Below are 21,972 nucleotides of genomic sequence, written 5' to 3'. Positions count from 1 at the left end.
GGGGGATCCACAAATGGATACTATGGGAAGACACATTATTGCAGAACTTTGGGATTGTAATCCTGAAAAATTGAACGACATGGAATTCGTTGAACGACTTTTCGTTGACGCAGCACTTCAAGCAGGTGCAGAAGTACGAGAAGTAGCATTCCACAAGTTTGCACCACACGGCGTCAGTGGCGTCGTCATTATCTCTGAATCGCACTTGACGATTCACAGTTTCCCAGAGCACGGGTATGCATCGGTTGATGTCTTTACTTGTGGGGATCGGATCGATCCAGCCATCGCAGCGAACTACATTGCTGAAAAGCTCGATGCGAAAATCCGTGAAAATGTCGAAATTCCACGTGGTATGGGACCAGTTCAAGTTCCAGCGGCTACTGTCCAGCACGTCAACTGACAACACACACGAATTCGTCAAGCCCTCGTCGTTCAGACGAGGGCTTTTTAATATGTCTGACGTCTGTTATTCTTAATAGTAGAAGAAACAAAGAAAAGAGGATGACCATGGGACTGAAGGAACGCTTACAAAAACAGCTAGAGACATCCGATACACATAAAAACGAAAATCTACGCACACACTATTACGCAGCAACGGTCGAGATGTTGTTTGCTGGTTTAGAAAATATCTTAAAGCAAGAGGGTGGGACGGTGCGTCGTGTTGACGCGGAACGTGGAGAACTCGCTTTTACATTAAAAGAAGTCGACGGACTCGCGACCGTCATCATGGTGGCGGGCGGACGTACGGCCGTCGATCTATTCTTACATCGTGAGAGTCTTCTCGGACCTGATCTCGAAAAACACATCGAGCGAATCTATGCCTCACTTGATGCGGGATACCGATTAAAAATGATTGGAACAAAAGAAATCACGTGAACGGAGGTACGGCATGCGCTGTCCAGCCTGTAATTTTAACGGAACAAAAGTACTGGACTCAAGACCGGTCCAGGATTTCGGTTCGATTCGGAGGAGACGTGAATGTGAGTCTTGCGGCTATCGCTTTACGACTTTCGAAATGGTCGAACAGACCCCTTTAATCATCGTAAAGAAAGACGGAACGCGCGACGAGTTCAATCGTGATAAAATTTTGCGGGGACTAGTGCGTGCCTGTGAAAAACGACCGATTTCAATTGAACAGTTAGAAACAGTCGTCAGTCGAGTCGAAAAGGCATTACGAGCGACAGCTCAGCATGAGATTCCAAGTGAGCAGGTCGGGCGTCTCGTGTTAAATGAACTAGCTTCCGTCGATGAAGTGGCATACGTTCGCTTTGCGAGTGTCTATAAACAATTCAAGGACATCAATGTCTTCTTCCAAGAGCTTTCTGAGCTGATGGAGCGACATCAAGAAAATGACCGTGAAAATTGAACGTGATATAAGAGAGGTCGTCTGTCCGGTCAGCGTACCTCTCTTTTTCTCCCTAAGGAAAGGACGAGTCAGATGGTAGAACGTGAACTTTCCGGTACCGATCTTTGCTTAGTGATGAGCAATGGTGTCGTCGACCGTGAAGCCTATCAATCTTTATATTATTTGTACCAGCCGATCATCGGCGTCAAAGCACTTGGACTTTATCAAACGTTTTGGAGCGAGATGATTCCAGGAAAAACAAAATCCCAATACATCTCCCATGCGGAACTCGGAACACTACTCGGTTTTTCCGTCGATGAATTCAAGGAAGAGTTATTCAAGCTAGAAGGCATCGGTTTGATCCGGACGTTCGAAGCGCGCCAAGCCGCGTATCGCTACATCTATCAAATCCGGGTGCCGCTCGCGCCGAACACTTTCTTGAATGACGGGGTGTTATCGAGTCTGCTATTTTACCGCGTCGGTGAAATTCGTTTCCGCTCCCTCCAGCATCGTTTCCGGACAGAACCGCTTCCGAAGAACATCGTTGATCGGACGGTCAGGTTTGATCAAGTGTTCGATGTGAAAGCTGGTCTTGCTTCCGCGCATCAGCCGAAAGCCTATGCCAAACAGGAACGAGCAGTATATGAATTTGATTATTCGTTTGACCTAGAAGAGATGAAGCGACAGACGGATCGTTTCTTGCCACGAACATTTTACTCAAAGGCAATCGATCATCTGCTCGTGAAGCTTGCTTACGTCACGCAGTCGAATGAAGCGCTGATGGCGGAACTATTGAATGCCCGTTTCCGCCACGAAGCGTACTTGCCGATGACCGATGCTGAGAAACAAGAACGTTGCAAACAGATGATGTTGTCAGCGAAACAAAAGCTCAGCCGAGAGAAAAAAGCGAAGGTCGCCTCACTCGACACGATTGAGGTCGGAGACGTTGAAGCGACGGAAACGATGGAAAGTACCCATCCGAAGCATTATGTCGCGAAGTTGCGAAAAGTCAAAGCATTGTCTGAACGGGATGAAGAATTGATCCAGCAATTGATCATCGATTATGAAATGTCATCCGGGATTGTCAATGCCGCCTACTACTATGCGCTTGTCGTCAAAAAAGACAATCGCTTCAGTAAGAACTTCCTCTTATCAATTGTTGATGATTGGAAACAGAAGGGATACGTGACAGCATCCGAGGCGCTGGCGAAGACACAGGAGCAGGATGACTTAATTGCGAAGAAGCAGGAGCAAAAACAAGAACGTGCGCGTCAGACTGTCGGTGGACGTCGGGGACGGACGAGCAATACGAACGGCGGTCCGAATCCGAAGTGGTTGCAAGAAGAGAAGGCGAAGCAGCAACAGTATGAAGCCTCTAAAAAAGCGAGTTTCGAAGCAGATGTTCCAGACGATGAAGAGATGGAACGAATCTTACGAGAACTGAAGGGGAACTAAAGGAGTCGGGACATGGAACATATCCAATCATCTATCGAAAAAATATTAAGTCGACCGGACGTCGCAGAATCGGTTCGAGCGATTCAACAACGGGTGTTGTCTCATCCGGGGGTCGTCATGTTCTTACGGACCCATCCAGAGATTGATCAACGGATGATCGAGCGGGGTATGCTCAAACTGAACGAATACGCGGAACAGATGGATGGGAATCGACTGATTGAAAGTAAAGCCGTCATCGAAGGCTATCAGCCGATCCTGCACGTCGAAAAAGGACAAATCGTCGTTTCATATGAAAAGTCGCAAGCACTCAAAGACCGAGAAGATGAACGTGCACTTGAGAAAAAGTTCAAGAGTCTGTTCCTGCCGGACGAAGTGCGCGATGCGAACTTCAGTGATTTTGACTTGTCGACGACGGACCGGAAGCTCGCTTTACGTGCGGCGTCGCAGTTCCTCAATCATCTGCGCTCAAAAGAGCATGTAAAGGGACTGTACCTGCACGGTAGCTTTGGTGTCGGGAAAACGTATCTCTTGGCTGCGATCGGGAATGCACTAAAGAAAGAACGGATTGCAACGATTCTTGTCCATGCTCCTGGGTTCGTCGCTGAAGCGAAACGGCGGATTCGGTCTGACTCGTTCGATACGTTTCTTGAAGGATTCCAAACGATTCCGGTCTTATTGATTGATGATATCGGCGCAGAATCGATCAGTCCGTGGGTACGAGATGAGTTGTTCGGAATCATTTTGCAATATCGGATGATGCATCGTCTGCCGACATTGTTCAGCTCGAACTTATCTTACGATGAACTCGAACTCCATTTTGGGATTACGAACGATCAAGGCGATAAGTTAAAGGCCGCACGATTGATGGAACGGATTCGGACGACGACACAACCGATCGAGTTCCTCGGTGAAAATCGACGTCGCTACTAATTTTCCTTGTCAAGGAAGCGACGGATTCGTTATACTAATGACACGTCAATAGACGATGCAACGATTGAGGATATGAAGTATGAAATGAACCAAACTAGCGAGAGAAGAGCGGTGGAAGCTTCTCATGGCATCATTCATGTCTTTACTCCCTCATAGCACGAACGGGGCTAATCCGTTTGCGCTTCACGCCCGTTAACGCGTGTTCGAGCCGAACCAGTATATGGTCCGGGAACGAGGGTGGTACCACGAGATTAAGACTCGTCCCTTTTTAGGGATGAGTCTTTTTTATTTTGTTAAAGGGGGAAACAGTCATGTCAAACATCGCACTTACATTTCCAGACGGCGCCGTAAAGGAATTCGCAGTCGGTACGACAGCAGAAGAAGTCGCTGCTTCAATCAGCCCAGGACTTCGTAAAAAAGCATTTGCTGCAAAACTAAACGGGCACGCAATCGATTACCGTCGTCCAATCGAAGAGGACGGTACAATCGAATTGATTATGCCGGATTCAGAAGAAGGGCTCGACTTGATTCGTCACTCATCGGCTCACTTGATGGCACAAGCCATCAAACGTCTATATCCGGATGAAACGATTCATCTTGGAATCGGACCGACAATCGAGAATGGTTTCTACTATGATATCGATATGGAACGTCGCCTGACAGAAGAGGATCTTCCGGAAATCGAGAAGATGATGAATAAAATCGCGGGTGAAAACTTGCCGATCGAACGCGAAGTCGTCTCTCGTGACGAAGCACTCGCGATCTATAAAGAGCTCAATGATCCGTTGAAAGTCGAATTGATCGAGTCGATTCCTGCTGATCAGGATTTGACAATTTACCGTCAAGGCGAATTCTTCGATCTCTGCCGTGGACCACACGTTCCAGCGACAGCGAAGCTACAAGTCTTCAAATTGATGAGCATTGCTGGTGCTTACTGGCGTGGCGATTCAAAAAACAAGATGTTACAACGGATTTACGGTACAGCATGGGCGACAAAAGATCAGTTGAAACAACATCTCCACTTCCTTGCTGAAGCAAAAGAGCGGGATCACCGTAAGCTCGGGAAAGAACTTGGCTTGTTCTTCACTTCTCAAGAAGTCGGTCAAGGACTTCCGATGTGGCTACCAAAAGGAGCAGCGATCCGTCGGACGGTCGAGCGTTATATCGTCGATAAAGAACTCGAACTTGGATATGAGCACGTCTATACACCGGTCCTCGGTTCAGTCGATCTATACAAGACATCGGGTCACTGGGATCACTATCAAGACGACATGTTCCCGAAAATGGAGATGGACAATGAAGAACTCGTTCTTCGTCCAATGAACTGTCCACACCACATGATGGTTTACAAGAATGAACCACGTTCGTACCGTGATTTACCGCTTCGTGTTGCGGAGCTTGGTGGCATGCACCGTTACGAAATGTCTGGTGCCTTGACTGGTCTTCAACGCGTTCGTTACATGGTCCTTAACGATGGACATACGTTTGTCCGTCCTGATCAAATGAAGGATGAGTTCAAAGCCATCGTTCATCTCATTCAAGAAGTCTATGCGGACTTCGGGATTACAGATTACAAATTCCGTCTTTCGTATCGTGACCCAGCGGATAAAGAGAAGTACTTCGATAACGATGCGATCTGGGAAATGGCGCAACGTGAGTTGAAAGAAACGATGGATGAGCTCGAACTCGAATACTTCGAGGCAGAAGGCGAAGCTGCATTCTACGGACCGAAGCTTGACGTTCAAGTTCGGACAGCACTTGGTAAAGATGAGACGCTTTCGACAGTCCAACTCGACTTCCTCTTACCAGAGCGATTCGAATTGACATACAAAGGAAATGACGGACAAGATCATCGTCCGGTCGTCTTACACCGAGGTGTTGTTTCGACGATGGAACGATTCGTCGCATACTTGATCGAAGAATACAAAGGCGCGTTCCCAACATGGCTCGCACCGGTTCAGGTGAAATTGATTCCGGTTTCTAAAGTTCATGAAGACTATGCCCGTGAAATCAAAGCGATCCTACTGAAGAAGGGAATTCGTGTTGAAACAGATTTCCGTGACGAAAAACTCGGATACCGGATTCGTGAAGCACAAGTCAACAAAGTACCAGTCATGCTTGTTTTAGGTGACAAAGAAGTCGAATCGCGCGAAGTCAATATTCGTCGCTACGGTTCAAAAGATTCAAGTAATGCATCACTTGAACAATTCGTCGCCGACTTAGAACAAGAAATCGCGAATCGTTCAAAATAATGATAGTCTCACGAAAGAGTTCGTCCTGCTGATGTAGGGCGGACTTTTTTTGTGATGTGATAATCAAAAGAAAGAAGCAGCATGCCGATGAAAAAGAGAGATCATTCAGCTAAATCTATCCAATATAACCGAAAAATTTTTTTCCTTTAATTGGATAAATGCTATAATAAACCTTTAGTAGATGTAATGTTTTGATATAAGGGAAAGGAAGTTACAAAAAATGAAGCAGACGACTCTTGCTGTGTTCATCGCATCTTCACTTTTGATTGGTATTCATCCGGGTGAAGTGAGTGCGGCGACGACAAAAAAGACGTACCGGATCACACCAAAAACAGAAGCAATTGACCCGACGATCCGTAAATATACGACCTATAACGCAAAGACGCGTAATCACTATACGATGCGCTCCTATTTGGAGCGTCTTGAAAAAGAGGGTGGCGGGACACTCGTCTTGACGAAAGGAACGTACCTATCTCCACTACGTGTCGGTATTCCGTCCAATACGACGGTGATCTTGGAAGATGGCGTCATCATCAAGAAGACGACGGAAACGGGAACGACGAAGATTAGTTCGACGACTAGTGTATTTGATCTTGTTGCTCCATCCGTGTTGCGTTTGAACAAAAAGGTCGGAAAGTATGATGGCTCACAGAACGTTAAAATCATCGGGAAAGGGAATGCGCAAATCGACTTGAATCGATATACGCGTGGTTCAGCATTCGCCATTGCCCATAATCAAAACTTGTATATCGGCGGCATCACAGTACGGAATCAAAAAGGTTCACATGCGATGGAACTTGATGCGACGAAGAAGGCAGTCATCGAAAACATGAAATTCGTCGACGCCGTCATGATCCCGAATACCGGTCCGAATGAATCGATTAATCTCGATACACCAGACCCGATCACAAAGGGCTTCAACTGGAAGTGGTCGAAACAAGACGGAACGCCGAACGCAGATATCATGATTCGCAATAACCTGTTCCGTAATATCAACGTGGCAATTGGCACACATCAATACACAGAAAATAGATTACACACGAATGTCCGGATCGAAAAAAATACGATTGACGGAACAAAGGATTACGCGATTTCGATGATGAACTGGAAGAATCCGACGGTTCGTTACAATACGATTCGAAATGTGCACCGGGCGGATGGAAAAGCGATGACGATTCTCGGTAGAGGAGTTGTCGGAGGGACGATTCGCTACAATCGATTTGAAGATGCGGATCGGGCGATTCAAATGCAACCGTTCCAAAGCAATGGTTATGCTCCCATCTATAATACGTTTACGTCAGAACAAAAACGTTACATGCAACAAAATACGGTCAAGCAGGTCGGTCTCAATCAAATCGTCTTGTTCAAGAAACTCAATGAGTTCACGTACAAGACGGCAGAACGCTACGATTTCATCCCATATTAAGACATAAAAAAAAGCACCCAAGACGTAAGTCAAGGGTGCTTGTGTCATATTACGAACGCATTTGTTGCAAGAACGGTTCGATATCGACTTGAAGCGCTTCTGATAATTTCTGACCGAGTGAAGCATCAGCACGGTAGAAGTTACAGATTGCGAGCAAGACTGTGTTCTCATGACGTACTTGTTCGAGATCATTGACGAGGTTCTTCAGAAGAGCTGCTTGCTCGTCTTCTGTCAAACGACGGTATACTTCGCCGGCTTGACCGAAGTTGTTCGTTTTCTCGATTTCGAGACGACCATGTTTATCATCAAGTAACGGCTGGTTTTCTTCCGTAAACTCTGGTGTTTCTTTTGGTTCTTCTTGATAACGGTTCGGTTCGTAGTTCACCGGACTCGTTTGCTGACCAACTGGCATTGCACCATCACGTTGGTAGTTATTCACTTGTGCGAACGGACAGTTAATCGGAAGTTGTTGATAGTTCGTTCCGATACGGTAGCGTTGTGTGTCCGAGTAAGAGAACAGACGACCTTGTAACAACTTATCTTCAGATGGCAGCATCCCTGGAATCAAGACACCTGGGTTGAACCCGACAGATTCCGTTTCAGCGAAATAGTTGTCGACGTTTTTGTTCAGTGTCATCGTACCGACGTGTTGGAACGGGATGACATCTTCAAACCAATCTTTTGTTGCGTCGAGCGGATCGAAATCGAACTGATCGACGTCAGCCGGATCGAGCACCTGTACGAACAGATCCCATTCCGGATAATCTCCGTCTTCAATCGCTTGGAACGTATCGTTTGAAGCATGGTTGAAATCTTTTCCTTGAATCTCTGTTGCTTCTTCAGCTGAGAGATTATGAACGCCAGCTTTTGGTACCCAGCGTAGTTTAACATAGACCGTGTTGCCGTGAGCATTCACCCATTTAAATGAGTGGACGGAAGAACCACGCATTTTACGGTAGCTTGCAGGAATACCTTCATCCGTGAAAAGGTGCATGAGCATGTTCGTCGATTCTGGACGAAGTGTCATGAAGTCCCAGTAACGATCGGGATCTTGAATATTCGTGCGTGGATCTGGTTTAAGTGAATGGACCATATCCGGGAACTTCATAGCGTCGCGAATGAAGAAGACAGGAAGGTTGTTCCCGACGAAATCCCAGTTTCCTTCTTCTGTATAGAACTTGACAGAGAATCCACGTGGATCGCGGAGTGTCTCTGGAGAATGCGTGCCGTGAATAACAGTCGAGAAACGGGCGAAGACAGGAACTTCTGTCCCTTCTTCTTGTAAAAACGCAGCTTTCGTGTACTTTTTCATCGAGTTTTTCACAGTGAAGACACCGTGAGCACCGAATCCACGAGCATGTACAACACGCTCAGGTACACGTTCCCGGTCGAAATGGGCCATCTTTTCGATTAATTGATAGTCTTCTAATAATGTAGGTCCACGACGTCCAGCCGTGCGTGAATTTTGATTGTCTCCGATTGGTACACCTTGATTGGTCGTTAATCGTTTTTCAGTCATCTGTTATTCTCCCCTTTATGTAAGATTACATTGATTATAAAACAATAATCATTCTAAATAAACAATTTTGCTTGCGAATGTTCTGAATCTTTTTGACATGTAGTGAATGTACCCGTGAAAAACAGGTTAGAAACTTCTTGCTTATCCGTTAAAGGATTGCTATTATAATCAAGTATGTGAGCAACGTTCTGTAAGAACATAGAAAGCGGCTTGACATCACGGGAAAACAAGTGCTATGATAGCAAAGTGAAATGACAACAAAGCAGAAGCATCCCGCTTCTCACCATGTATGACGACTCGTACTGGTTCATCATGAAGATACGCAATGTATAGCGATTGCTATGCTTTGACGTTCCTTATGAGTGTGGGCGGGAAGAACTGCCGACGCTTTTTTTATAGCGTTTTCTATCATTCATTTTTCGTGCATTGCACGATGGAGGTGCTAACCATTAGCAAAGATCTGTTAATCAATGAAAGCATCCGTGCCCGGGAAGTTCGTCTTATCGGAGCGGATGGTGCTCAACTAGGTGTCCAATCACGCAACGAAGCGCTACGTCTCGCAGAGGAAGCGGAACTTGACCTCGTCATGGTCGCTCCACAAGCGACGCCGCCAGTTTGTAAGATCATGGACTACGGTAAATACCGTTTCGAGATGCAAAAGAAGGACAAAGAAACTCGGAAGAATCAGAAAGTGATTCAGATGAAAGAAGTTCGTCTTAGCCCGACGATCGAGGAGAACGACTTCCAAACGAAATTCCGTAATGCGAAGAAATTCTTGGAGAATGGTAACAAAGTGAAAGCGAGTATTCGTTTCCGCGGTCGTGCCATCACTCACTCGGAAATCGGTAAACGCGTTCTCGAACGCCTCGCAACGGATTTAAGTGAGTTCGGTGTTGTGGAACAGAGACCGAAGATGGAAGGACGCAGCATGTTCCTCGTGCTTGCTCCTAAGAAAGAAGACTAATCGAATCGAAGTAGGAGGGAATCTCTCATGCCTAAAATGAAATCGCACCGCGGTGCTTCTAAACGTTTCAAACGTACTGCTTCTGGCAAATTGAAACGTGGTCGTGCTTACACAAGCCACTTGTTCGGTAACAAATCAACAAAAGCGAAACGTAAATTACGTAAAGCTAGCATGGTATCTACGGGTGACTTCAAACGCATCCGTCACATGATCGCGAAGTAATTTATCCAATCGTATACAGATTTAGGAGGGAATTTATATGCCACGCGTAAAAGGCGGATATACGACTCGTCAACGTCGTAAAAAACAACTCAAATTAGCTAAGGGCTACTACGGCTCGAAACATACACTCTTCAAGGTTGCGAAACAGCAAGTCATGAAATCTCTCATGTACGCTTACCGTGACCGTCGTCAAAAGAAACGTGACTTCCGTCGCCTCTGGATCACTCGGATCAATGCGGCAGCACGTATCAACGGTCTTTCTTACAGCCGCATGATGCATGGTCTTAAATTAGCAGGTATCGACGTTAACCGTAAGATGCTCGCTGACCTCGCAGTTACAGATGCAACTGCATTTGCTTCACTTGCTGACACAGCAAAAGCAAAATTGAACGCTTAAGTTCTACAATTCGTCGGGGAATTTAATTCTCCGACGTTTTTTTCGATTTAATGATAAAATAAGAAGGCACGTCGATGAGACGGTCATATGATTTTTTTAGATAGAAGGAGAATTAAAGATGGATTGGTTGACACTTTTTGAGATGCAAGAACAGTTGGATAAACGGATTCAGTCAGAACATCAATTGACAGGCAATCAATTCGACGAGCGTTTACTCGCCTTATTGGTCGAACTCGGTGAACTTGCGAACGAGACACGTTGCTTTAAGTTCTGGTCGAAGAAGGGACCATCCGCTCAAGTCACAATTCTTGAGGAATATGTCGATGGCGTCCATTTTCTACTCTCACTAGGTCTAGCGCTTGAATACAAGAAAAGTCATTTTACAGAAGGTGACTTCTATTTGACAGCAACGGATGCTTTTTTAGATGTCTATAACAAAACGAACGTCTTTGCGATTTCGCGGACGGAACAAAGTTATGACGTTCTGATTGGTGCATACCTTGCATTAGGTGCTACACTAGGCTTTACACAGGATATGATTTTCAAGGCTTACATTTCTAAAAATGAAGCAAACCATGTGCGACAAGACAACGGTTACTAAGGAGGAAATCAGATGAACGAACAATTACATATGCTAAAACGTCTCACGGACGCAACAGGTGTACCGGGAAACGAAAAAGAAGTCAGGAGCCTCATGCGTGAATATTTAGAACCTCATGCAGAAGCATTCCACCAAGATGGTCTCGGTAGTCTGTTTGCTGAACATAAAGGCGCAGGTGAAGATGCACCACGTGTGTTGATTGCTGGTCACATGGATGAAGTCGGATTCATGGTCACGAAGATCGATGAAAAAGGATTCCTTCGTTTCCAACCACTCGGCGGTTGGTGGGGGCAGGTCCTCTTGGCACAGCGTATGAACATTGTGACGTCATCTGGTGAAGTCATTCCAGGTGTAATCGGTGCAAAACCACCTCATGTTTTACCACCGGAAGCGCGCAATAAGCCGGTCGACATTAAGGACATGTTCATCGATATCGGTGCTTCATCAAAAGAAGAAGTCGACGGTTGGGGAATTCGTCCGGGCGATACGGTCGTACCACATTGCGAATTTACTGTGATGAAAAATGAGAACTTCTTGATGGCAAAAGCGTGGGACAACCGGATTGGTTGTGCCATCGCAATTGAAGCAATCAAACGCTTAAAAGCAGACGGACATCCGAACACGATTTTCGCGGGTGCGACTGTTCAGGAAGAAGTCGGGTTACGTGGGGCTCAAACTGTCGCACACTTGCTCAAACCATCAATCGCCTTTGCTGTCGATACAGGTATCCCGGGTGACACGCCAGGGATGACCGATCGTGAAGCATTGTCGAAATTAGGTGAAGGCGTTCAAGTCATCATGTTCGATGCAACGATGATCGCACATCGCGGATTGATTGATTTCGTGACGAAAGTTGCAACAGAAGAAAATATCAAGTATCAACTGGACTTAACACCAGGTGGCGGAACGGATGCAGCGAAGTTCCACTTATCGAATACAGGTGTTCCATCACTTGCATTGACTGTACCGATCCGTTACCTGCACACGAACGTCTCAATCATGCATAAAGCCGATTTCGAAGCAGCCGTCGATTTAGTCGTTGCTGTGACAAAACGTTTAGATGCGGAGACTGTCCAAGCGATCTACGAGGGGTAATAAAACAATGAAGCACATCGCATCAGCAAAGAACGAAATCGTTAAACAATGGAAAAAACTCTTAACGAAAAAAGGACGTCTGCAGACGAACCGTTTCTTGATTGAAGGAGAACATCTGATTGAAGAAGCTGTTCGCGCCGGAATCGTCAAGGAATTAATCGTGCGTGAATCGTACCAAGTACCCGGTTCTTGGAAACGAAATGCCGATGTCTTTACGATCGATGATGCCGTCATCAAAGTATTGGCTGAGACGGAAACGTCGCAAGGCATTTTCGCTGTCTGTGAGATGAAACAAGCTTCGGCACAATTAGAGCGAGGACGCTATCTGCTCCTCGATCGTCTGCAAGATCCAGGGAACGTCGGAACGATGATTCGGACAGCTGACGCAGCTGGATTCGATGGTGTCGTCGTCGGACCGGGAACAGTTGACGTCTATAACGGAAAAGTCATCCGTGCGACGCAAGGATCGCTGTTCCACCTACCTGTTATCTCCATGCCGCTCGAAGAGGCAGTCAATGCCTTGCACGAGCAAGGCATTGCGGTAATCGGAACGGCGTTAGAAGGGGCGACGTCTTATCAAGGAATCGCACCGATGGACGCAATCGGTTTAATCATCGGGAATGAAGCACAAGGCGTTTCGCCAGAGTTGCTCTCGTACTGTGATGAGCGTGCCTACATCCCGATTCGTGGTAAAGCAGAGTCGTTGAATGCGGCAGTAGCGGCTGGTATTTTGCTCTATCATTTTGCAAGCGTGGATTGAAACCGACAGGCGTTCATGCTAAAGTGAACATCAGGAATACATCATGGACGTTGATGGAACAGAGTACGTTAGGGAACGATTCAATCAGGGAGAAGCGGTCGTAGACTGAAAACTGCTTCGTGAATCTGCTAACCGAATTCACTCCGGAGTCGCACGAGAGATCGTGACGGGATGCGCCCGTTATCGCGCAATTGGAGGACTTTTCGATTGAAAAGTCAAACAAGGGTGGTACCACGGTGTTTACATCGTCCCTTCGGCATTTGCCGGAGGGACGTTTTTTTATATCTTCAACTAAAGGAGTGGGAAAGATGCGCGAGCAATTAGAAGCATTACGCGATGAAGCGTTGACATTAGTCGATCAGGCAACGACACAAAAAGATCTTAATGACGTCCGGGTCAAGTATCTCGGGAAAAAGGGACCAATCACAGAAGTATTACGAGGAATGGGAAAGTTATCAGCGGAAGAACGACCAGTCGTCGGTGAGATCGCAAATACGGTCCGTCAAGCGATCCAAGAGCAATTGGAACAACGTCTGACAGCTGTCAAACAACAAGAAATGGATGCGAAACTGGCAGCGGAAGCAATTGACGTCACGTTACCAGGACGACCGAAAAAGGTCGGTCATGCGCACCTCTTGCAACAAGTGACGGATGAGATCGAAGACATCTTCGTCGGACTCGGTTACACGATTGCCGAAGGACCAGAAGTCGAGCAAGATCTCTTCAACTTCGAGATGTTGAATTTACCGAAGGATCACCCAGCACGCGATATGCAAGATTCATTCTACATCACGGAAGAAATTTTGATGCGAACGCATACGTCACCGGTCCAAGCACGGACGATGCTCGCTTCTAAAGGTGAACCGATCCGCATTCTCTGCCCAGGTAAAGTCTATCGTCGAGACGAAGATGATGCGACGCACTCGCACCAATTCATGCAAGTCGAAGGACTCGTCGTCGGAGAATCGATTTCGATGGCAGACTTAAAAGGAACGCTTGAAGCCTTCGCGAAGCAGATGTTCGGTGAAGCACGTGAAGTCCGCTTACGCCCAAGTTTCTTCCCATTCACAGAGCCGTCCGTCGAAGTCGACGTCTCGTGTTTCAAATGTGGCGGTAAAGGATGCAATATCTGTAAACAGACGGGTTGGATTGAAATTCTGGGTGCGGGAATGGTCCATCCTCACGTTCTTGAAATGGCTGAATATGATAGCACGAAAATGTCAGGATTCGCATTCGGAATGGGTATCGAACGGATCGCCATGTTGAAATACGGTGTCGATGATATTCGCCACTTCTATACGAATGACGTTCGCTTCAGCGAACAGTTTTAAGGGGGAACGCAGATGTTAGTCTCAAAACAATGGTTGAACGAATATGTGGATGTCAGTCACACGTCAGGACAAGATTTGGCTGATTTGATTACAAAGAGCGGGATCGAAGTCGAAGGCGTCGATGTCCGGGATGAAGCGTTGAACAATATCGTCGTCGGACGTGTGTTAACGAAAGAAAAACATCCAGAAGCAGATAAATTGAACGTCACGACGGTCGACATCGGACAAGACGAACCGGTTCAAATCGTGTGTGGTGCACCGAACGTCGAAGCTGGACAAGATGTCATCGTCGCACGTGTCGGAGCTCGCTTACCAGGTATTAAAATTAAACGTGCCAAATTGCGCGGTGTCGTCTCAGAAGGGATGATCTGTTCACTCGAAGAACTCGGATTCGAAAAGAAATATATCCGAGAAGATGAGCAGGACGGGATTCATACGTTCCGTGAACCAGTCACACCAGGACAAGACGTCTTGGAGTTACTCGGTCTACGCGATGAAATCCTCGAACTTGGGTTAACGCCGAACCGTTCGGACTGCCTCAGTATGTATGGTGTCGCACACGAAGTGGCGGCGCTTTATGATACGACACCGACTTTCCCGGTCGTTGAAGTCAAAGAAGCAGAAACTGCGACGGCAGTCGACGTGACGCTTGATTCAGAGGACTGCCCGTTCTACGCGGCACGAGAAATTCAAGGCGTGACGATTCAAGAATCACCGACTTGGTTAAAAAACCGTTTGATCGCGAACGGCATTCGTCCGATCAACAACGTCGTCGACGTTACGAACTTCGTTTTACTCGAGACAGGTCAACCGCTTCATTCATTTGATGCCGAAAAACTCGGAAAACGGATCGTCGTGCGTCAAGCGCGCGCAGGGGAGTCGTTCACGACGCTAGACGAAGTCGAACGGACGCTCGATTCTTCGATGCTCGTCATCACAGACGGGGAACGCCCGGTCGCACTTGCTGGTGTCATGGGTGGAGCGAATACCGAAGTTGACGGGAACACGACATCGATCATTTTAGAATCAGCTTACTTCGCACCGATTTCCGTTCGGAAGACGAGCCGTGTTCTTGGACTTCGTTCTGACTCAAGTGCCCGTTTCGAAAAAGGTGTTGATCCACGTCGTGTCTTGTTAGCACTCGATCGGGCAGCAGCTTTGATTGCTGAACTCTCGGGTGGAACGGTTCAAGCGGGTGTCGCTCAAGCCGGAACGCTCGAGCTTGACGATCATTTGATTGAAGCAAGTGTCTCATACATCAATCATCGTCTTGGTATGGAAATCGAAGGAACGGTCATGCAAACGTTACTCGAACGTCTTGGTCTCGGTGTTGAATTGTCGGGTGATGCCTTGACGGTCAGCGTACCGACTCGCCGCCAAGACTTGAAAATCCCAGCAGATTTAGCAGAAGAAGTCGCACGTCTTTATGGATATGATGCCCTGACTTCAAGCTTACCGTCTGAAGCGAGCCGTGGTTTTTTACCGAAACGGAACATCCACCGTCGTCATTTACGCCGGACATTGCAGGGAGCGGGTCTTTCACAAGCGATCACGTATTCATTGACGAGCGAACAACGCGCGATGCAATTTAATGAACGGGAAGATTTGCATCCGGTCAAACTGGCGATGCCAATCAGTGAAGCCCGTTCGACACTGCGGACGTCACTCATTCCGGGACTCCTTGAAGTCGCGCAGCATAACGTCGCACGACAGCATGCCGACGTTGCGTTTTATGAACTCGGCAGTGTTTATCTGCAACGGGATGCGTCACTTGAAACACTCCCGATCGAACAAGAAATGATCGGTGGTGTCGCAGTCGGTGTGTCAGAACAACACCGGGCGCACGGAACACTTGTCAAAACGGATTTCTTCGTCATGAAAGGAATCGTCGAGACACTCGGATCTGCAGCCGGTGTCACGTTGACGTTCGAGGCAGCGAACATTCCATCGATGCACCCAGGACGGACGGCACGCATTCTGCTTGACGGAGAAGCGATCGGATTCGTCGGTCAAGTCCATCCTGGTCTGTCAAAAGAACAGTATGGTCTAAAAGAAGTGTACGTCTTCGAGTTAGAGGCGATGGTACTGCGTTCGAAGGAAGAGCAGGTCTATTCGGAAATTTCACGTTTCCCATCGATGACACGAGACTTAGCAATCGTCGTCGAACGTTCAGTGCCAGCACAAGCAATCGTTGATGTCATGACGGAAGCAGCCGGTCCACTTCTACAGACGATCGAATTGTTCGATGTCTATACGGGTGAGAACGTCGGAGAGAATGAAATATCATTTGCTTTCTCCCTCCGTTATCAAAACAAAGAACGGACGTTAGTTGATGAAGAAATCACGACAGCGCAACAGCGAGTCGTTGATGCAGTGAAAGAAACGTTCAATGCGGAACTTCGCGCATAATCAGGATAAACAAACAGCCGCTTTCCTTTCAAAGGAAGGCGGCTGTTTTCGTTTGATGGGATAGATTTAAGAAGCAAGTTCTTCTGTTTCAGATGACGCAGCTTTTCGTTTCGTAAAGGTGAAATACAGTAGACCACTTACGAGAACGATCATACTACAGGATAAGAACATATTAGAATAGCCGATGCCGCTTGCGACTGTGGCGAGAATCAAGGCACCGATTCCAAAGCCTGTGTCGTAAGCAAGGAAAAAGGTCGAGATGGCTTTCCCTTTCTGTGCGGGCGGCGCGAAGTTCAAGAGGACAGTTTGAAGTCCCGGGAAGATGGAAGCGGAACCGATACCAATGATGATGGCAGCAGTCAATAAACCAGCAAACGAAGGATACATGCCGAGAATGACAAAGCCAATCATATAAAGGGCATACGACGGCAACAGCACGAATGCAGCACCTCGCTGATCAAACAATTTTCCGGCAATTGGTCGAATCCCGACCATTCCGAGAGCGACTAACGCATAAAAATAAGAAGCATATGCGATATGTCCAATCGAGTCCGTATACAGTGAGATGAAGGCGGATGTACTAGAAATCGCAACGCCTGCCAAAAGAGTCGCTACCAACAAAAGCGGACGTGATAAGAAGAGAGATTGGCTTAGACGAAACGCGGAAGTACTTGGAACATGTTGGCTCGTCAGCGGTAGACGCATCATGAACAACAAGGCGATGACTGCTAGGGCAGCAACTGTCACGAAGTACAGAACGAATGCTTTTTCTTGAATAAAGGCAAGACCGATGACAGGACCAAGGACGGATGCCAAGTTCATCGACAGGACGAAATACCCCATCCCTTCACCTTGACGTGTTTTTGGAATCAATGTCGTGACGGCGAGGCTGATCGAAGAAGATAACATCCCGAAACTAAACCCGTGGATGATACGGATGATGATTAGATAGAAAAATGATTCCAAAGGTAGGACAAGCATGTAGCAGATACTCATGACTGTAAAGAGACTTGCAGAGATCATCAAGATGCGCTTTAAGTCGTAACGATCCAACCAGTGACCAATCAATGGACGAGAACAGACGGTTGCTAGAATGAAGCTCGTCACGATCCACCCGAGTGCTGAAGCGGAGACTGGAAACTGTTTAGCAGCGAGTAAAGGAAGTGACGCATTTAATAAATAAAACGTGATGAAGAGCAATAGATTAATGATCAGCGTCATGACGTAATGACGCGAGAATAACCGAGCAGTCATAAGGATTCCTCCTGTCGATGTAGAGTAAGTAAGTGCGTCATCCATTCACCGAGCTGTTGCTGATCGGTAAGGGAGAAGGAGGTAAGTAATCGTTGGTGTGTTTCTTGAACCGCAGCGTCGATTTGGTCGAACCGTTCGATGGCTAAAGGTGTCAATGAGACAAAGTGTGTTCGTCCTTCTTTTATCCGAGTGATGAAACCAAGCGTCTCAAGACGTGAGACGGTTTTTGTCACAGCTGGTTTTTCAATGATTAGATAATCTGCCAATTGGACTTGTGAAACAGGTTGTAGTAATGCAACTGCTTTTATTAGTGCCCATTGACCCGTGTGTAAAGAGTATGGAAGCAAAGTAGCATCAATCTCTCGTTTGACGAGACGTGAGACTTTTGATAATTGTCCGAGAACATCTTCTTGTGTGTAGAGCATTTTATTTCTCCTTTTAGTTAACTAGTTAACTTTAAGAGTGTATCAAAGCTGATTAAGAGGTGCAAGGGAAGAAACGCTCATTTCATGCATTGAAGTGAATTATTTTCTAGCACGATAAAAGATTAAGCAGGTATTAAAGCGGGTATGTTCCGTAAAAGAGTATTTGATTTACTTGAAACCATGGATACGACTGCTTATGTGATCGGTTGACTAAATCATCTTGACATAGAGAAGAGACAAGAAGGGAAGAGTACATCATGAATCGACTAGCGAAGCTTCTGACTGAACTATTACCAATCACTATAAATGAAGCAATCAATCCACTCATCACGAATATCGCAACAGATTCGAGACAAATCACACCTGGCGGATTATTCATCTGTATCAACGGCTACACTGTTGATGGTCACGATTATATCAATCAGGCAATCAAAAACGGAGCTGCGGCGATTTTAGCTGAACGATCGTTTCCGGATTGTCCGGTTCCCGTCATTACTGTGCCGGATACGAAACGACTTGCAGGTCAAGTCGCGAATCGCTTTTACGATCAACCGAGTCAAAAGATGCGTGTCTACGGTGTAACCGGAACGAATGGAAAAACGACGACGACGAAATTGGCGTATGATCTCTTTCGAGCAGCAGGTATAAAAGCCGGCATGATCAGCACGGTCGGTGCACGAATTGATGAGGAACTCATTGAGACGCCGAATACGACGCCTGAAGCCATCATCTTACATCGACTGTTGTATGAAATGGTTGAACAAGGCGTGACGGATTGCATCATTGAAGTGTCTTCTCATGCATTAGCTGAAGGTCGAGTCGAGGGAGTCTCCTTCCACTCGGCAGCATTTACGAACCTGACACATGATCATTTGGATTACCATCATTCAATGGAGGATTACGCCAAGACGAAAGCCTTATTGTTTCAACAAGTCGCTGCGTCAAATGGTCGGGCCATCGTCTTAAATCGAGAAGATGGTTGGAGTCGCGTCATGCGAGAAGCTGCGCCTTTGCAACCCGTCATCTGGTATACGACGCAACCGCACCGAACATCACAAATCGCAGTCGAATGGCTGACGGATACTGTTAACGTGCGCATCGATGAGACGACGACGCGTGTGCCGACAGCTTTACTAGGTGAATTCAATGCAGCGAATTTAGCGGCGGCGATGGGATTATTGCGGGCAGGCGATGCCAATCTCTATACGTTGATTCGTCATATTCCAGAACTGGAATTGCCGAAAGGACGACTTGAACGATTGGACTGGGCACCTTGTGAGATTTATATCGATTATGCCCATACACCGGATGGTCTAGAAAAATGTTTACAGGCACTCACTTCTTCCGGAGAGTCGCTATCGGTCGTTTTAAGCGCAGCTGGAGAGCGTGATCGAACGAAACGAGCAGAGATGGGGCGAATCGCAAGCAAATATTGTGAACACATCATCGCAACGGTCCATGATGCGAGGACAGAGAATCCGGATCAAATCATCGAAGAGCTAATCGTCGATATTCCACGTGAACATTTAGTAGGGTGCCATACATCCCGTCACGAAGCGCTCGTACAAGCAGCGCATCTGGCGCACGAAGGAAAACGCATCGTCATCGTCGGGAAAGGTCATGATGAGGTAGAACGAATCGGTACAAAAACGATTCCTTTTAATGAAAAACACATACTTCTTGCGGAATTAGAACGACTGTCTGAAGGGGAGTCCGTCGTTTAAAAAAACCGACCATTCCGTTAAGGTCATGGTCGGTTTCGTTTCGCAGCTAGTTGTTGTGCCTTTTTCGTATTCGCAAAATGGGCTTTCGTCCAGTCACGAAGTTGATCAGCTCCATAACGTAAGATCAGTGAAGCAGCGACTTGATCCACTTTAGCACCAGCACCTTTGGGAATGACGACACCTGTTGTTTCACTCAATTTGTCCATCTCCTTCAAAAAGATGGCGCGAGCGATGATCGAGGAAGCAGCGACGGCGACATGGAGTTGTTCCGCCTTGGTCGAGAAGTAGACATTTTCTCGAACAGGATTGACGACACCAGACAAATGTTTGTAGTAAACAGTCTTTTCAGCGAACTGATCAATCAATATCGCTTCTGGTTTCGTCTCCAGTTGGTCAAGAAGTCGCTCGAGTACATCATTATGCATCAGGGCAGTCATCTTTCCTTGTGTCATCGTCCGTTGCATCTGATTGTATTCTGGATTGTGTAGGATACGATATGTGTACGGAATGACCGCATGGAGATCGCGAGCAATCCGACGAATCTCGGTATCGTTCAGATGTTTGGAGTCCCGAACACCGAGTTCCTGAAGAAGTGCAATCTGCTTTCGATCAACGAAGGAAGCGACGACGACGAGTGGACCGAAGAAATCGCCTTTTCCGACTTCGTCACTTCCAGCGACGGACCATTCTGCAAAACCAGCTGGTAACGTGGATACAAGTGGTTCCTTCGATTTAGTTGGTGTAGCCGTGCCAAAGCGTGAAGCGATGGTTTCAGCTTCGGTTCCTTGAAACATCACTTTTCCAGAATTGTAAATTGTGATGACACATCCAGGTACTTTAGCGGCGAAGCGGGCATACGGTGGACTCTTCGTCTGTCCTTGCTTAAACTCTTGTATGACGAGGTCTTGCTTTTCTTTAGATAAGCGTAAAACGGTAGTTCCCACGAGATAACCTCCCTTTCCGGGATTAAGCATACCATCCTTAAGACCGATGGGGGACTTCTTTTCCTAAAACGAAAATGATGGTACTATATGAAAGAAGCAAAGTATGAGGAGGACAGAAAAATGGCTGATTCAGAAGGGTTGAACCGGACGACGATTCATATCGCAGGCAATGATTATACGATTGTCGGAACGGAGTCGCCAGAACACGTACGCGAAGTGGGTCTCCTCGTGGATACGAAAATTCGAGAAATCCGAGAACAAGCACCACAACTCGACGTTCGTCAAATCGCCGTCCTAGCGGCGCTTAATATTGGTAGTGATTACGTAAAAATAAAAAAGAATTTGGGTGAACTATAAACTATGATTTCTCTCGTTATCTTATTACTTCTCGCCTTAGGCGTCATGACGGGTGTCCGACGGGGAGTCGTATTGCAGGCCGGGCATTTGCTCAGCCTGATCATTTCCTTCATCGTCGCCTTGTCGTTCTATGAGGAACTGGCGACGAAATTCCGTTTGTGGGTTCCATATCCGTCTACACTGGATGATGCGGGAATCGACTTGACGATGTTCGCAATTCCAAGTTCAGCACGACTTGATGAGGTATTCTACAAAGCCTTTTGGTTCGTCGTCCTGTTCTTCGGTACAAAGATCATCTTAGCAATTTTGTTGTCGATGTTTGATTCGTTGACGAACATTCCGATTTTAAAACAAGTCAAAGGATTATTAGGTGGTGTCTTCGGCTTCATCGAGATGTACATCTTCATTTTCTTACTCTTGTTCCTCGCAGCATTCGTTCCGATCCAGTCGATACAGGATGCGATCGCAGACTCGAGTTTGGCAAGTTTCATCATCCAACATACACCGCTCCTTGCGAATTGGCTGATGGATCAAGTTGGATTGATAAAATAAACATGCTCCC

Annotated in this window: 22 protein-coding genes; 18 read left to right on the top strand and 4 right to left on the bottom strand. The window is 46.8% G+C overall.

Annotated features, from left to right (window positions below; all coding sequences use genetic code 11):
* The first annotated feature begins 13 nt into the window (after positions 1-13).
* The 7 genes from speD (at position 14) to L985_RS12310 (ending at position 7,408) form a co-directional block, all read left to right on the top strand.
* Positions 14-400 (top strand): adenosylmethionine decarboxylase, encoded by a 387-nt coding sequence (gene speD / locus L985_RS12340; protein ID WP_023469024.1) that lies wholly within the window; start codon positions 14-16, stop codon positions 398-400.
* 107 nt (positions 401-507) lie between these two features.
* A complete protein-coding gene (locus L985_RS12335) occupies positions 508-876 on the top strand; it encodes a hypothetical protein (RefSeq protein WP_023469023.1) in 369 nt (122 codons plus the stop codon).
* Between the two features lie 13 nt (positions 877-889).
* Positions 890-1,366 (top strand): transcriptional regulator NrdR, encoded by a 477-nt coding sequence (gene nrdR, locus L985_RS12330; protein WP_023469022.1) that lies wholly within the window; start codon positions 890-892, stop codon positions 1,364-1,366.
* Between the two features lie 72 nt (positions 1,367-1,438).
* Positions 1,439-2,800: a replication initiation and membrane attachment family protein gene (locus tag L985_RS12325; protein ID WP_023469021.1), complete on the top strand. Its 1,362-nt coding sequence runs from the start codon at positions 1,439-1,441 to the stop codon at positions 2,798-2,800.
* A 12-nt stretch (positions 2,801-2,812) separates the two neighbouring features.
* A complete protein-coding gene (gene dnaI / locus L985_RS12320) occupies positions 2,813-3,730 on the top strand; it encodes a primosomal protein DnaI (protein WP_023469020.1) in 918 nt (305 codons plus the stop codon).
* Between the two features lie 311 nt (positions 3,731-4,041).
* Positions 4,042-5,982, top strand: a complete 1,941-nt coding sequence (gene thrS / locus L985_RS12315) for a threonine--tRNA ligase (protein ID WP_029342321.1) — start codon at positions 4,042-4,044, stop codon at positions 5,980-5,982.
* 220 nt (positions 5,983-6,202) lie between these two features.
* Positions 6,203-7,408: a glycoside hydrolase family protein gene (locus L985_RS12310; RefSeq protein ID WP_231925645.1), complete on the top strand. Its 1,206-nt coding sequence runs from the start codon at positions 6,203-6,205 to the stop codon at positions 7,406-7,408.
* A 49-nt stretch (positions 7,409-7,457) separates the two neighbouring features.
* Here L985_RS12310 and L985_RS12305 read toward each other — a convergent pair whose 3' ends face one another.
* Positions 7,458-8,927, bottom strand: coding sequence for a catalase (locus L985_RS12305; RefSeq protein WP_047393564.1), 1,470 nt, complete (start codon positions 8,925-8,927; stop codon positions 7,458-7,460).
* Between the two features lie 433 nt (positions 8,928-9,360).
* Here L985_RS12305 and infC point away from each other — a divergent pair, with 433 nt between their 5' ends.
* From infC to pheT, 8 genes are all read left to right on the top strand, one after another.
* Positions 9,361-9,891 carry a translation initiation factor IF-3 gene (infC, locus tag L985_RS12300; protein WP_029342318.1) on the top strand — a complete coding sequence of 177 codons (531 nt, stop codon included), beginning with the start codon at positions 9,361-9,363 and terminating at the stop codon, positions 9,889-9,891.
* Between the two features lie 27 nt (positions 9,892-9,918).
* Entirely contained in the window at positions 9,919-10,113 is a 195-nt protein-coding gene (gene rpmI / locus L985_RS12295) for a 50S ribosomal protein L35 (RefSeq protein WP_023469015.1), read from the top strand.
* A gap of 37 nt (positions 10,114-10,150) precedes the next feature.
* Positions 10,151-10,510, top strand: coding sequence for a 50S ribosomal protein L20 (gene rplT / locus L985_RS12290; protein ID WP_012371057.1), 360 nt, complete (start codon positions 10,151-10,153; stop codon positions 10,508-10,510).
* A 118-nt stretch (positions 10,511-10,628) separates the two neighbouring features.
* On the top strand, positions 10,629-11,111 hold the full coding sequence (locus L985_RS12285; RefSeq protein WP_029342317.1) for a dUTP diphosphatase: 483 nt from the start codon (positions 10,629-10,631) through the stop codon (positions 11,109-11,111).
* 12 nt (positions 11,112-11,123) lie between these two features.
* Positions 11,124-12,206: a M42 family metallopeptidase gene (locus tag L985_RS12280; protein ID WP_029342316.1), complete on the top strand. Its 1,083-nt coding sequence runs from the start codon at positions 11,124-11,126 to the stop codon at positions 12,204-12,206.
* Positions 12,181-12,966 carry a TrmH family RNA methyltransferase gene (locus L985_RS12275; RefSeq protein WP_442856723.1) on the top strand — a complete coding sequence of 262 codons (786 nt, stop codon included), beginning with the start codon at positions 12,181-12,183 and terminating at the stop codon, positions 12,964-12,966. The genes L985_RS12280 and L985_RS12275 overlap by 26 nt, the downstream gene beginning before the upstream one ends.
* Positions 12,967-13,274: 308 nt before the next feature.
* Positions 13,275-14,297 carry a phenylalanine--tRNA ligase subunit alpha gene (gene pheS / locus L985_RS12270; protein WP_035396564.1) on the top strand — a complete coding sequence of 341 codons (1,023 nt, stop codon included), beginning with the start codon at positions 13,275-13,277 and terminating at the stop codon, positions 14,295-14,297.
* Positions 14,298-14,309: 12 nt separating this feature from the next.
* Complete coding sequence (gene pheT / locus L985_RS12265) at positions 14,310-16,706, top strand: phenylalanine--tRNA ligase subunit beta (RefSeq protein WP_047393577.1); 2,397 nt, start codon at positions 14,310-14,312, stop codon at positions 16,704-16,706.
* Between the two features lie 66 nt (positions 16,707-16,772).
* Here pheT and L985_RS12260 read toward each other — a convergent pair whose 3' ends face one another.
* A complete protein-coding gene (locus L985_RS12260) occupies positions 16,773-17,960 on the bottom strand; it encodes an MFS transporter (protein ID WP_047393579.1) in 1,188 nt (395 codons plus the stop codon).
* Positions 17,957-18,385 (bottom strand): MarR family winged helix-turn-helix transcriptional regulator, encoded by a 429-nt coding sequence (locus L985_RS12255; RefSeq protein WP_029342311.1) that lies wholly within the window; start codon positions 18,383-18,385, stop codon positions 17,957-17,959. The genes L985_RS12260 and L985_RS12255 overlap by 4 nt, the downstream gene beginning before the upstream one ends.
* Positions 18,386-18,642: 257 nt before the next feature.
* On the opposite strand from L985_RS12255, the gene L985_RS12250 reads away from it, so the two are divergent.
* Positions 18,643-20,109, top strand: a complete 1,467-nt coding sequence (locus L985_RS12250) for a UDP-N-acetylmuramoyl-L-alanyl-D-glutamate--2,6-diaminopimelate ligase (RefSeq protein WP_047393582.1) — start codon at positions 18,643-18,645, stop codon at positions 20,107-20,109.
* 23 nt (positions 20,110-20,132) lie between these two features.
* Here L985_RS12250 and rnhC read toward each other — a convergent pair whose 3' ends face one another.
* Entirely contained in the window at positions 20,133-21,053 is a 921-nt protein-coding gene (rnhC, locus tag L985_RS12245) for a ribonuclease HIII (RefSeq protein WP_029342309.1), read from the bottom strand.
* Between the two features lie 120 nt (positions 21,054-21,173).
* On the opposite strand from rnhC, the gene zapA reads away from it, so the two are divergent.
* Positions 21,174-21,410, top strand: coding sequence for a cell division protein ZapA (zapA, locus tag L985_RS12240; protein WP_029342308.1), 237 nt, complete (start codon positions 21,174-21,176; stop codon positions 21,408-21,410).
* Between the two features lie 3 nt (positions 21,411-21,413).
* Complete coding sequence (locus L985_RS12235; protein WP_029342307.1) at positions 21,414-21,962, top strand: CvpA family protein; 549 nt, start codon at positions 21,414-21,416, stop codon at positions 21,960-21,962.
* Positions 21,963-21,972: the final 10 nt, after the last annotated feature.

This window comes from Exiguobacterium sp. ZWU0009 (genome assembly GCF_000798935.2).
Taxonomy (GTDB): domain Bacteria; phylum Bacillota; class Bacilli; order Exiguobacteriales; family Exiguobacteriaceae; genus Exiguobacterium_A; species Exiguobacterium_A acetylicum.
This window is presented reverse-complemented; position numbering and strand designations above follow the sequence as displayed.

Coding starts and splice junctions, on each gene's coding strand:
- speD (WP_023469024.1), top strand. CDS start 14: ATGGATACTATGGGAAGACACATTATTGCAGAACTTTGGGATTGTAAT.
- L985_RS12335 (WP_023469023.1), top strand. CDS start 508: ATGGGACTGAAGGAACGCTTACAAAAACAGCTAGAGACATCCGATACA.
- nrdR (WP_023469022.1), top strand. CDS start 890: ATGCGCTGTCCAGCCTGTAATTTTAACGGAACAAAAGTACTGGACTCA.
- L985_RS12325 (WP_023469021.1), top strand. CDS start 1,439: ATGGTAGAACGTGAACTTTCCGGTACCGATCTTTGCTTAGTGATGAGC.
- dnaI (WP_023469020.1), top strand. CDS start 2,813: ATGGAACATATCCAATCATCTATCGAAAAAATATTAAGTCGACCGGAC.
- thrS (WP_029342321.1), top strand. CDS start 4,042: ATGTCAAACATCGCACTTACATTTCCAGACGGCGCCGTAAAGGAATTC.
- L985_RS12310 (WP_231925645.1), top strand. CDS start 6,203: ATGAAGCAGACGACTCTTGCTGTGTTCATCGCATCTTCACTTTTGATT.
- L985_RS12305 (WP_047393564.1), bottom strand. CDS start 8,927: ATGACTGAAAAACGATTAACGACCAATCAAGGTGTACCAATCGGAGAC.
- infC (WP_029342318.1), top strand. CDS start 9,361: ATGGAGGTGCTAACCATTAGCAAAGATCTGTTAATCAATGAAAGCATC.
- rpmI (WP_023469015.1), top strand. CDS start 9,919: ATGCCTAAAATGAAATCGCACCGCGGTGCTTCTAAACGTTTCAAACGT.
- rplT (WP_012371057.1), top strand. CDS start 10,151: ATGCCACGCGTAAAAGGCGGATATACGACTCGTCAACGTCGTAAAAAA.
- L985_RS12285 (WP_029342317.1), top strand. CDS start 10,629: ATGGATTGGTTGACACTTTTTGAGATGCAAGAACAGTTGGATAAACGG.
- L985_RS12280 (WP_029342316.1), top strand. CDS start 11,124: ATGAACGAACAATTACATATGCTAAAACGTCTCACGGACGCAACAGGT.
- pheS (WP_035396564.1), top strand. CDS start 13,275: ATGCGCGAGCAATTAGAAGCATTACGCGATGAAGCGTTGACATTAGTC.
- pheT (WP_047393577.1), top strand. CDS start 14,310: ATGTTAGTCTCAAAACAATGGTTGAACGAATATGTGGATGTCAGTCAC.
- L985_RS12260 (WP_047393579.1), bottom strand. CDS start 17,960: ATGACTGCTCGGTTATTCTCGCGTCATTACGTCATGACGCTGATCATT.
- L985_RS12255 (WP_029342311.1), bottom strand. CDS start 18,385: ATGCTCTACACACAAGAAGATGTTCTCGGACAATTATCAAAAGTCTCA.
- L985_RS12250 (WP_047393582.1), top strand. CDS start 18,643: ATGAATCGACTAGCGAAGCTTCTGACTGAACTATTACCAATCACTATA.
- zapA (WP_029342308.1), top strand. CDS start 21,174: ATGGCTGATTCAGAAGGGTTGAACCGGACGACGATTCATATCGCAGGC.
- L985_RS12235 (WP_029342307.1), top strand. CDS start 21,414: ATGATTTCTCTCGTTATCTTATTACTTCTCGCCTTAGGCGTCATGACG.